Raw genomic sequence first — 11,832 nt, forward strand, 5'->3', positions numbered from 1 at the left:
TTATATCTTCTTAAAAAACTTTCGCTGGCACAATTTAACGATCTCCACGACCACAATGATAGAGAAAGAAGCAGCCAGTACAATGGACCATTGGTGGAGATTCAAGTCAGAAACATGGAAAATACCATTCAGGCCTGGCACTAGCACCACAATCGCCATTGATAACAAACTGATTAAGATAGCACCATTGAAATATTTATTCTTAAATGGGCCGACCCTTAAAATCGACTGATAAACTGATTTAACGTTAAAGGCATTGACTAATTGCATTAGGCCCAGCGTCATAAATGACATGGTCAAAGCATCGCGGTGAATCAACATCTGGCTTCCCGGATGATCAGGAAAAGCAATGGCCAAAGCGTAGACGCTTAGCACGGTCAGGGATTGGATGATTCCTTGCCAGACAATCGCCGGCCCGACACCATCTGATAAGAAACTAGATGATTTACCGCGTGGCGGGCGCTGCATAATGCCAGGTTCAGTCGGTTCCAAACCCAAAGCAATCGCCGGAAATGTATCCGTTACCAAATTAATCCACAGAATCATGACAGGCACGAACAAATTCCAGCCCATAATCGTCATAACAAACAGGGTCATAACCTCTGCCAAATTAGATGATAACAAATACTGGAGTGCTTTTTGAATATTCGCAAATACAGTACGGCCCTCTTTAACAGCATTAACGATAGTGGCGAAATTATCATCCGCCAAGACCATATCGGAAGCACCTTTGGAAACTTCGGTTCCCGTAATACCCATGGCAACACCGATATCAGCCGTTTTCAAAGCCGGTGCATCATTGACACCATCCCCGGTCATCGCAACGATCTTATCGCGTTTTTGCCATGCATGGACGATTCTAACCTTGTGTTCCGGTGCAACACGCGCATAGACACTGTACTGTGTCACGCGGTCATTAAAATCCTCATCAGATATTTTATCCAGTTCGGCACCCGTAATAACAGCCTGCGGTCCCTGCTCTTTAGTTAAAATGCCCAAACGAATTGCAATCGCAGCCGCCGTATCACGATGGTCACCCGTAATCATGATTGGCCGGATTCCTGCCTGTCGTGCTTCTTTAACAGCTTGTGCGACTTCCGGACGTTCCGGATCAATCATGGCTACAAACCCTGCAAAGACGAGGTTCTGCTCAACAAGTTTGCTGGTCATTTTACCCGGCACTTCATCGCTATTTTGAAAGGCGAATGCCAGAACACGTAGTGCCTGCTGAGCCAATTCATGGTTAATTTCCAGCAGCTGCTGGCGATTCTCTTCAGTCAGAGGCTGAATTTTACCCTTAATCTCAATTTGAGATGTCCGTCGCAGCAATTCATCCGGCGCACCTTTCACGGTAATCAGATACTTGCCATGATGTTTATTGACAGTCGTCATGAGCTTGCGTTCCGAATCAAACGGAATCTCTGCCACACGGCCCATTCTGTCAAAAAGACTATCCAGATCCTGGTTTTGTTTCTCATTAAAGGTAATCAAAGCCGTCTCGGTTGGATCGCCAATCAAGCCCTCTTCTGTACGCTTCGTATCGTTATTCAAAGCCATCACAACAGCTAGACGTTCGGCTGTTGCATCCCCTTCGATGCTTCGCTCAGCATCATAGACTTGATTGTCTACGACATACTTTTCGACGGTCATCTTGTTTTGAGTCAAGGTACCAGTCTTATCAGATCCGATTATCTGCGTGGAACCCAGTGTCTCGACAGCCGCTAAACGACGCATCAAAGCATTTTTCTTGGCCAAACGTCCTGTACCTAAGGCTAGCGTAATCGTCACAATTGCCGGCAGGCCTTCTGGAATGGCTGCGACAGCAATACTGATCGCCGTTAACAGCATGTTGATGAAGTTCTCGGCACCTTTTAACATGCCGATCACAAACACAATCAGCGAAATCACAAGAATCAGATAAGTCAGCGTTTTTCCCAACTGCTTTAAATTCATCTGCAAAGGCGTTGCCGTCTCTTCGGTCTGCTCAAGCATATTAGCAATGTGGCCGACCTCAGTCTGCATTCCTGTTGCGACCACGATACCAGTCGCACGGCCGTAAGTCGCATTTGTATTCATAAAGGCCATATTGTGCCGGTCGCCAAGACCCGGATTCTTAGCCCGCAAGACACCTGCGCTTTTCTCAACTGCAACTGATTCACCAGTTAGGGCCGCTTCTTCAATCTTGAGCGAGCTGACATCTATCAGTCGCAGATCGGCCGGGATAATATCACCAGCTTCCAAAAGCACAATATCTCCGACCACCAGATCGGTTGCCGGCACAGAAAGCACTTTGCCATCACGCAAGACATTGGCATTGGGAGTCGACATTTGTTTTAAAGCTTCAATCGCATCTTCTGCTTTGGATTCCTGAAAAACGCCGAAAATCGCATTCAGGACAACAACCAGCAAAATAAAGATCGCATCAACGACCTCGCCGGTAAGTGCTGCAACAACGGCCGCAACAGCCAGAATAGCAATCATAAAATCCTTGAACTGGTTAATGAATTTCTGCAGCAGCGTTGTCCGCTTTGCCTCATTTAACGCATTATGGCCGTATTTAGCCAAGAGATCAGCCACAGCCGCAGCCGTCAAACCTTGATTTTTATCAGACGATAAAAGCTTGATAACGTCTTTGGCGGGCTGATCGTAAAATTTATTTTCAGACAAAATAAAAGACTCCTCTAATTATTATTAAAATGAGTCTCACTGATTAAGGGTCGCCAGAGTTATTCGCTCGTGCAACTTGGTTTTCCCGCAGATCAAATGAAACATACGACCGCCGTTACTCCCTCATTTAATAACTTAATTATACAGAAGAAAAAAATAAAGCGTTTTAAACCACTATTAATAGTTCTGGCAGCATGAATCAGACCTGTTTTTCATAAAAATTGCCAAAAGTATGATCTACTTTCCACATGGATGCAAAAGCCTTCGGATCGGCCTGTTTGATAGCCAAATGAAGTTCGTAACGCTCCTCTAATGTGATAACCGTGAAAATGACATGCTTAGAATCATGCAGATATCCACCTTGAGCATCGTCAACCACTGTAATGCCGCGCCGCAAACGAGATTGAATCGCTTCAATCATTTTGTCTTTACTGTTAGTCACGATCATGACCTGCATCTGCTGCTGCTGTGTATAAACAATCGTGGTAATCCAGGCAGAAATGACGATACCGATAATGGAATAAAAAGCATGACTCCAGCCGTGCTGAAAACCAGATCCCAGCATAACAAAGGAATTAAAGGCGACATTAATCGGAAACACTTTAATATTCCAAAAACGTTTGCTGATAATTTCCAGCACATCCAAGCCGCCGGTGGCGACACCGTTTTTTAAAGCAAATCCCGTGGCGAAACCATTGATGGCTCCGCCAAAAACAGCGCACATCAAAGGATCTGAAATCAAAGGTTTTGCCGGCGCTATGATAATCGCAATAAAGATTGAAGAACAGGCAATTGCCGAAATTTCAAAAAACGCTAAACGACGGCTAATCAAAATAATAGCCAGAAACACCATCGGCAGATTAATCAGTAAAATAATCAGCGGCAGATAACTGCTTGCGAAAAAAAAGCCGACCAGCTGGCCAAGGCCATTAAAGCCGCTGGAATAAATGTTCCCTGGTTTCCAGAAAAAATTCATCGCAACAGCAACAAGGACACCATACAGAATCGCAGCACCGCCACGGGCTGCGATCGCATGTTTTGATAAGTAGTTTCTCAGCTGATCCATCGAATTAAATTATAAACCAGTTACTTAATCGCCCAGTGATTTATCGGCCCGAATTGATGGCCAACAGCGATTTGATTGCTGATCGCCTCATAGGTAGCCGTTTTGGCAATCGCGATCGCGTCTTTCACAGATTTATTTTTCGCAATTTCCGCTGTGATAATCGCCGAAAAGGTGTCGCCAGTCCCATTGATATGTGTGGTGTCGACATATTTTTCAGATAGTAGATAATGGCTGCCATCAGCTAAAAGAACATAATCGGAAACAGTCTCCTGATCGCCTTGATAGACATGTGAGCCCTTTATAACAACGTTTTTAACACCAAGTTTTTGAATTTGAGCAGCCGCTTTAGCAACGTCTGCCTGGTCATGAAACTCAAAATCAACAATGACTTGGGCTTCTGAATAATTCGGCGTCGCCACCAACGCTAATGGAAGCAATTTTTCCCTTAATGTATTAATCGCAGCATCTTCGAGAAGCTTTGCACCGTGCTTAGTCGTGATTACCGGATCGACAATCAAAGGACCGAAATGATAACGCTGATAATTTTCCACGACATTTTTAATCAAGCTGCCATCTGAGAGCATGCCTGTTTTAGCAGCTTTAATCTGAAAATCTTCAGCTAACGCCTTGAATTCAGCATCAATAAAATCAAGAGGAAAACTATGGCTGGCATGGATACCATAAGAATTTCCTGCTACAGCCGCAATTAAAACCGAACTGCCATAGACATGCCGAGAAAAAAAGGCATGCAGATCTGCCTGCACACCTGCTGATCCATCGGAATCCGAGCCGGCAATCGTCAAAGCTTGTGGGAATGAATTAGTAATCATTAATATCTCCTCGTGGGTGTGGTAAACAAAGCAAATACTTATTTAGAAATGATTTCCGCCGGTTAGCTCCAAATAGCTCATGGCACAAGCTGCAACAAGTGCAGCCAGAATATCATCAATATAGACATTGACGGAATCAGTTTTATCATTCAAAACACCGATCAGGCCGGGTTTTTCATTGTCCAGCCAGCCATAATGAACCGTTGCAGCGGCACCAAACTGGCTAGCCAGTCCGATCGCTAAAATTTCATCAACATTATGCCCATTGGCATCCCTGGCCAGACGTGCTTTAAGCGGATTGTCGTCGGACATCGTTTCAGCAGACTCGTCCATAAATAAGGCTGTTAAAATAATGTCATTAACTTCGTCGCGCTTTAAAACCATCGACAGAGCCTCTTCCAGCCGTTTGCCATCGGCAGCGAAATGATAATGGGCTTGCAAAAATTCAGTCGTCAGCATCGTGACGTCAGATAATGCGACGCCTCTTTGTGATAACTCTTTGATACTCGCTTGAGCTAATTTTGAATAAGAAATCATACTTAAATCATAATCCTTTTGGAGGTATCGTTTTGGCTATCAAACGGCCGATGTTTTCAGCCGTCCGAGATAAATTACTGGCTGCTTTTTGAATCGCTTCTGGCAACGTTTGTATACCTGGTAAAATGCTGAAAACGGCGTCAATACCGAGTTTATATAATGGATCAATTCCTTCACCGACATGGCCAGCTAAAGCGATGATCGTTGCCTGCGGTGAAACGGCCTTGGCTGCTTGAGCAACGCCAATCGGCGTCTTGCCGTATTGTGTCTGAAAATCAATTGAGCCTTCACCTGTAATGACCAAGTCTGCGTTTTTAACACGTTTTTTAAAATCAGTTGTCTCGATGACAATTCCAATACCCTTGGCCATACTGGCGTTCGTAAAAGCCAGCAGTCCTGCCCCCAAACCACCGGCTGCTCCGGCCCCAGGATAATCAGCCAGTTTCTTTCCTAAATCATGCTGAATTGTAGCTGCGTAATGAAGTAAATTTTTATCCAAAAGATGTACCATCTGCAGATTGGCGCCCTTTTGCGGGCCAAAGACAAATGCTGATCCATTCGGCCCGACCAAAGGATTGGTCACATCTGAGGCAATGCGAATATGCGTGACCGATACCAAAGGGTCAATCTGGCTAACATCAATATGGTCCAGCTCGCCCAAGCCGCCTCCCCCAAGATGAATTTCTTGATTCTGTTTATTTAAGAAACGAACGCCTAAAGCTGCGGCCATTCCTTGACCACCATCTGTCGTCGCACTGCCTCCGATCCCAATGATCAGTTGGCGAGCACCACGATGCATGGCGTCCAGCATGAGCTGGCCAGTTCCGTAGCTGCTGGCCGCCAAAGGATCAGTTTGGTTTTCTCGAATAAATTGGATACCACTGGCTGCAGACATTTCAATGACAGCCGTTTTGCCATGGTCAATCAAACCATACCGAGCTGACACAGTTTCTCCAAAGGGATTCAAAACATCGACATTTTGAAAAATCCCTCCTTTTGCATCAACTAATGACTGGACCGTCCCTTCACCACCGTCAGCCATCGGAATCAACTCATAGTCGGCTTGGGGCAATGCCTGAAGTAGGCCAGTATGAATGGATTCTGCTGCTTGTTTGGCTGTTAAACTGCCTTTAAAAGAATCCGGTGCAATTACAATTTTCATAAACGCTCCTTAGCAAAAAAGCGATCTTAGTTCAAAGGTTCTGGATCGCCGCACCATTTACTCATCTAATTTACCGCAGTTCCCCCGGAGCCGGATAGGATGTGAGCACAAAAAAGGCATTAAATAAAATTAATGCCTTTTGCGCTTATCAAACAAGTGCTACTTTTGCCGTGCGATTACGAATGTGTGCTTGAGCAGCAGCCATACGAGCTACCGGCACACGATAAGGCGAGCATGAAACATAGCTGACACCAATCTTTTCAAAGAAATCAATTGATGCCGCATCCCCGCCAACTTCGCCACAGACGCCGATATCTAAATTCGGTTTAGTCCGACGGCCTTTATCGATGGCGATTTTCATTAATTGGCCAACACCTTGTGTGTCGACTGTTTGGAAAGGATCTGCCGGAAGTATGCCTTTTTTCAGATAATCAGGCATAAAAGAGGCAACGTCATCACGCGAGAAAGCCAATGTTAACTGAGTTAAATCATTGGTGCCAAAACTGAAGAAATCCGATACCTCTGCGATCTCGTCAGCAACCACACAAGCACGCGGCGTCTCGATCATCGTCCCGACAGTATAAGCCATCGATAGTTTGTGTTTGGCCATCGTTTCCTCGATTTTATCAACCACTAACCGGCGGACCCAACCCATCTCAGCTTTAGAATTCGTCAATGGAATCATAATATGCGGATTCACATTGACCCCCTGGTCATGCAAACGCAGGACAGCGTTTATAATCGCCTGGACCTGCATTTCGTAAATATCTGGGAAAGTCACGGCTAAGCGATCGCCTCGATGCCCCAGCATCGGATTGGACTCCTTTAATGATTCAATGCGGGCGCGCAATTTCTCGACGGAAAGACCAATTTGCTGAGAAACAGCCGCAATTTCTTTTTCGTCATGCGGCAAAAATTCATGCAAAGGCGGATCCAATAATCTGATTGTGACTTCTTTTCCGGCTGCCAATCGGTAAATTTCGTAAAAATCGCCTTGCTGCATAGCTAGAAGTTTTGATAAAGGATCTTGGCGGTCAATTTTGTTCTCCGCTAAAATCAAGCGGCGCATCTGCAGCAGGCGTTCGGACTTGAAAAACATATGCTCCGTACGAGTCAATCCAATGCCATCAGCACCAAAATCAAGTGCTTTTTGGAAATCTTTTGGTGTATCTGCATTCGTATAAACACCCATTCGAGCTGTCTGTTTGGCCCAATCGAGAAGCTGAGATAATTCACCTCGGATCTCGGCATCGCGGCTTATAATCTGGCCTAGATATAGATTGCCGCTGCTGCCATCAACCGAAATCCAATCACCTTCATGAATCACTTGGCCTTTGACGCTAGCTGTTTTGCTATCATAATCAACCTCTAAGTCGTGTGCCCCGACAACGCCTGTCGAAGCCATGCCGCGCGCAACAACTGCTGCATGTGAGGTCATGCCACCGCGAGATGTCACAATTGCCTGGCTGGCGATCATCCCTTCGATATCCTCTGGTGATGTATCCGAGCGTACCAAAACGACTTTAATACCCTGATCACTGGCTTTTTTAGCATCTGCAGAGGTGAAATAGACCTGCCCTGTTGCTGCGCCCGGTGAAGCCGGCAAACCGTTTGTAAGCACTTGGTGTTTTTTTAGATCCCCCGGGTCAAACTCCGGATGCAGCATTTTGGCAATTGATTCGGCCTCAACACTTAAAATGGCGTCCCCTTTTGTCAATAAGCCCTCCCGAACCATATCAACAGCAATTCTAACCGCGGCTGTCGGCGTACGTTTCCCGCTTCGCGTCTGGAGCAGATACATTTTGCCTTGTTCAATCGTAAATTCCATATCCTGCATATCTCGGTAATGCGCCTCGATTTTTTGAGCCGTATCCAAGAGCTGTGCATATAAAACCGGCATCGATACCTGTAGTACACTCACAGGCTGTGGCGTCCGAATGCCTGCAACAACATCCTCGCCCTGCGCATTGATTAAATATTCACCAAATAAACCAGCTTCACCAGTTGAGGGGTTACGCGTAAAGGCGACACCCGTTCCGGAATCCTGCCCAAAATTGCCAAAAACCATTTCCTGAATATTGACCGCTGTCCCTAATGCCTCTGAAATATGGTTCTCTTGACGATAAATTCGGGCACGATGGTTGTTCCAGGAATCAAAAACTGCATTAACCGCTGCCAAAAGCTGTTCTTTGGGATCTTGAGGGAATTCCCCTTGGTCGGAATCAGCATAGATTTCCTTAAAACGACTCACGATTTCTTTAAGATCATCGATGGTCAGATCCAAATCGGAATCATAGTTCTTAGCTTTCTTGATATCTGTCAGAATTTGATCGAAAGCTGTTTCCGGCAGACCAAAAACTACGTTGCCAAACATGGCAAGCAAACGACGATAGCTATCGTAGGCAAATCTTTCATTGCCAGTTAATCGAGCCAGTATGCTAACGCTCTCGTCATTGAGGCCAATATTCAAAATCGTGTCCATCATACCAGGCATGGAAATGGCAGCACCAGATCGAACTGACACGAGCAGCGGGTCTTTGGCTGCGCCAAATTTTTTGCCCGTAACTGTGCTCAGGCTGTCTAAAGCTTGGTCTAATTCCTGTAGCAGTTCAGCACTGAGATTATGCCGCAGCTGATACTCATGGCAAGCTTCAGTCGTAATCGTAAAGCCGTGTGGTACTGGCAGCCCCATCCGTGTCATTTCAGCGAGATTTGCACCTTTTCCACCCAACAGATTAGACATTTGGCTGCTGCCTTCTGAAAAGTTATATATTTGTTTGGTCATATATGCACCCTTTCGGAACAAATAATACGTCTTATTTGTTCGATATATAATTTATAATATATTCAATCAAATTGCAAGCGCTTACAAAGATGTTTAAAATAAAAACCGCACTTCACGCACGGAATTTTTACATGTCTATGAATTTTGCAGGGCCGATTCAATAAAATGCTGAAAAATACGATTTTTCGTAATTTTGCCAATCACGTGGCGTGGTGCTTGTTTGTCTACCACGGGAAGCGAATCAACTTGGTGCAGCAGCAGCAAACGCCCGGCTTCAAGAATCGGCATATCAGCTGTAGCGGTAATTAAATTAGGCATTCTGGTCATCACCATACTAGCTGTCATAGATTGAACACGGCTATTATCTAGACTGGCACGCAGCAAATCTTTACGTGAAATCAGGCCAACTAAGTTTTCCTGATCATCAAGAACGTAGAGTGATCCGACATCATTTAAAAATAACTGGCCCACAGCATCTTGTAAGGTATCGTTAGCCTTTATCTCCGTTGTCGGCAATAAAATCGCTGCAATTGTCTGATGATACAGATGCTCATAATCAAGATTTATCAATTGACCGCCCTGATACTCGTAACCCACTTTAGGACGCGCTTTAAGCAGACTAATGCCAGTCAGAAAACGTAAATCCGGACGAATTGTCGGTAGGCTAAGTTTTAGATCCTCAGCGATTCTCTCCCCAGTTAAGGGACTGCGTTTTTTGAGTATCCTCACAATTTCCCGTTGCCGCAATGTTAAATCCATGCTTAAACCCCACCGATCCAATTATTTTAATGCTACTATACCAAAAACCAGATTCATCCATACACATTAGTTATAGCATGAGCCCACTTTTAATCGCGCAAACCTCTTCATAGACATGGCTGTTTTTAATTTATAGAACATCATGAACCGTCGCGACACCGACCACATTTTCATCATCATCGACAACAACTAAGTTGGAAATACCATAATTCGCCATTAACTGCCAGGCAGCTTTATTACGCTTATCCTGATTAATGCTGATAAAACCTTTCGTCATATAGTCAGAAGCCACGGACTTTTTAACCGAATTAACGGAAAGAAATTTTTTTCGAATGTCGCCATCAGTCACAATACCAATCGCCTTCCCAGTGATTTTGTCCTTAACCAAAGTCATCCCGATACCAAAATCACTAATTTGATAAATAACTTCATTGATCGGCGTATCTTCATCAACATATGGTACTTTGCTATGCATTGCCTGCTTTACCCGCTGCAATAATAAGCGGCCAATCGTGCCACCCGGATGGTATAACGCAAATTTATTGCGGGTAAAATCCTGGCGATTTTCCAAAGCCACCAGTAAAGCGTCACCAAAGACCAATGTAGCTGTAGTCGAAGACGTTGGTGCAAGTCCCGTCGTATCAGCCTCTTTAGCAACGCCAACATCAAAAGAAAGGTCTGTATTGGTTGCTAAAGTCGACTTCAAATTGCCAGTCAGAGAAACAGTCTTTAAGCCTTCCGGAAAGATTAATTGCAAAGAAAACAAAGTCTGAAGCACTTCTTGTGTTTCTCCGCTATTGGAAACGAAAATCAATAAATCATCAGACGAAATTCGCCCCAAATCACCATGATAAGCTGTGCCTGCGTCCACCGTAAAACTATGAATAGAGACAGATGATAGAGATGCTGAAATTTTCTCAGCAATGATTTGGGACTTGCCAATTCCAACGAAAACGATGCGGCCACTGGTTCGACCAACTAAATTAACTAATTGATCAAATTTTTCGTCCAAACGATCAGCTACTTTTGCCAATTCCTCAGATTCCTGGGAAAACACCTCTCGCGCAATCTCATAATAAGCCATTAGCAGCCATCTCCTCGGCATCCTTGCGATGTTCTTGAAAAATATGATTGGCGTTTTCTAAAATCGGTGTGATCTTACTCAAGTAAATTTGATTATCAGCATCAGAAATAGCCTCGGGCGGGTTTGGATGCACTTCTGCAAAAATACCAGCCACACCAATTTCTAAGGCTGCCCGCATCAAGGGAAACGCATAATCTCTGTTGCCACCTGAATGGCCGCCATACCCACCAGGAACCTGAACGGAATGCGTTGCATCAAAAATAATAGGAAATCCGGCTTTTCTCATTTCGATTAATCCAGTCATATCAACAATGAGACGATGATAACCAAAACTACTGCCACGTTCTGTCAATAGAATCTTGGACGTGTAATCCGTAATTTTCCGTGTAGCTGGGATCAAATCCTCAGGCGCCATGAACTGGCCCTTCTTGATATTGACCACTTTACCAGTTTTCGCAGCTGCAACTAGCAAGTCGGTCTGCCTACTAAGGAAAGCAGGAATCTGAAGAACATCAGCAACTTGGCTAACAGGCTCGCATTGATACGACTCGTGAACATCAGTCACAATTGGAACACGATAATCATGTTTGATCCGATTTAAAATAGCTAAGCCTGTTTCCAATCCTTGACCTCGGTCCGATTCTACAGAACTACGATTCGCTTTATCAAAAGATGATTTAAAAACATAGTTAATATGTAATCGTTCGCACACTTCTTTAAGTGTATCCGCCACTTCGGCACAAGTTTCATAGGACTCAATCGCACAAGGTCCAGCCAATAGTGTTAATTGAGAATCCTTAAAAGCGAATTCTTTAAAAATATTAGAAATTTTCTCCATTGCAGCGCCTCCTCGGGCGGACAAAATTGCAAAAAAATTTAGTTCATTTTAAAGCAATAAAACCCATGCACAGCAATAACTATACAAAAGATAGATTAAATGAA

The 11,832-nt window shown here is 44.5% G+C and carries 9 protein-coding genes; all 9 read right to left on the reverse strand.

Annotated elements, in window-relative coordinates:
- Nucleotides 1-2,667, reverse strand: a complete 2,667-nt coding sequence (locus NRF22_RS03340; protein ID WP_263779247.1) for a cation-translocating P-type ATPase — start codon at nt 2,665-2,667, stop codon at nt 1-3.
- A gap of 199 nt (nt 2,668-2,866) precedes the next feature.
- Nucleotides 2,867-3,733, reverse strand: a complete 867-nt coding sequence (locus tag NRF22_RS03345; RefSeq protein ID WP_263779248.1) for a YitT family protein — start codon at nt 3,731-3,733, stop codon at nt 2,867-2,869.
- 20 nt (nt 3,734-3,753) lie between these two features.
- On the reverse strand, nt 3,754-4,563 hold the full coding sequence (thiD, locus tag NRF22_RS03350) for a bifunctional hydroxymethylpyrimidine kinase/phosphomethylpyrimidine kinase (RefSeq protein WP_263779249.1): 810 nt from the start codon (nt 4,561-4,563) through the stop codon (nt 3,754-3,756).
- Nucleotides 4,564-4,605: 42 nt separating this feature from the next.
- Nucleotides 4,606-5,100 carry a phosphatidylglycerophosphatase A gene (locus NRF22_RS03355; protein ID WP_263779250.1) on the reverse strand — a complete coding sequence of 165 codons (495 nt, stop codon included), beginning with the start codon at nt 5,098-5,100 and terminating at the stop codon, nt 4,606-4,608.
- 7 nt (nt 5,101-5,107) lie between these two features.
- Nucleotides 5,108-6,262, reverse strand: a complete 1,155-nt coding sequence (locus NRF22_RS03360) for a glycerate kinase (RefSeq protein ID WP_263779251.1) — start codon at nt 6,260-6,262, stop codon at nt 5,108-5,110.
- Between the two features lie 148 nt (nt 6,263-6,410).
- Nucleotides 6,411-9,047, reverse strand: coding sequence for a pyruvate, phosphate dikinase (gene ppdK / locus NRF22_RS03365; RefSeq protein WP_263779252.1), 2,637 nt, complete (start codon nt 9,045-9,047; stop codon nt 6,411-6,413).
- Between the two features lie 135 nt (nt 9,048-9,182).
- Nucleotides 9,183-9,806, reverse strand: a complete 624-nt coding sequence (locus NRF22_RS03370) for a helix-turn-helix transcriptional regulator (RefSeq protein WP_263779253.1) — start codon at nt 9,804-9,806, stop codon at nt 9,183-9,185.
- Between the two features lie 130 nt (nt 9,807-9,936).
- Entirely contained in the window at nt 9,937-10,890 is a 954-nt protein-coding gene (locus NRF22_RS03375; RefSeq protein ID WP_263779254.1) for a KpsF/GutQ family sugar-phosphate isomerase, read from the reverse strand.
- Nucleotides 10,877-11,728, reverse strand: coding sequence for a 3-deoxy-8-phosphooctulonate synthase (gene kdsA / locus NRF22_RS03380; protein ID WP_263779256.1), 852 nt, complete (start codon nt 11,726-11,728; stop codon nt 10,877-10,879). Before kdsA ends, NRF22_RS03375 begins: the two co-directional genes overlap by 14 nt.
- Nucleotides 11,729-11,832: the final 104 nt, after the last annotated feature.

The sequence above is a fragment of the Oenococcus kitaharae genome (genome assembly GCF_025758695.1).
Classification (GTDB): Bacteria; Bacillota; Bacilli; order Lactobacillales; family Lactobacillaceae; genus Oenococcus; species Oenococcus kitaharae_A.

What these genes read in the sequence shown, in the direction of transcription:
- NRF22_RS03345 (WP_263779248.1), bottom strand. Translation starts at nt 3,733, where the DNA reads ATGGATCAGCTGAGAAACTACTTATCAAAACATGCGATCGCAGCCCGT.
- thiD (WP_263779249.1), bottom strand. Translation starts at nt 4,563, where the DNA reads ATGATTACTAATTCATTCCCACAAGCTTTGACGATTGCCGGCTCGGAT.
- NRF22_RS03355 (WP_263779250.1), bottom strand. Translation starts at nt 5,100, where the DNA reads ATGATTTCTTATTCAAAATTAGCTCAAGCGAGTATCAAAGAGTTATCA.
- NRF22_RS03360 (WP_263779251.1), bottom strand. Translation starts at nt 6,262, where the DNA reads ATGAAAATTGTAATTGCACCGGATTCTTTTAAAGGCAGTTTAACAGCC.
- ppdK (WP_263779252.1), bottom strand. Translation starts at nt 9,047, where the DNA reads ATGACCAAACAAATATATAACTTTTCAGAAGGCAGCAGCCAAATGTCT.
- NRF22_RS03370 (WP_263779253.1), bottom strand. Translation starts at nt 9,806, where the DNA reads ATGGATTTAACATTGCGGCAACGGGAAATTGTGAGGATACTCAAAAAA.
- NRF22_RS03375 (WP_263779254.1), bottom strand. Translation starts at nt 10,890, where the DNA reads ATGGCTTATTATGAGATTGCGCGAGAGGTGTTTTCCCAGGAATCTGAG.
- kdsA (WP_263779256.1), bottom strand. Translation starts at nt 11,728, where the DNA reads ATGGAGAAAATTTCTAATATTTTTAAAGAATTCGCTTTTAAGGATTCT.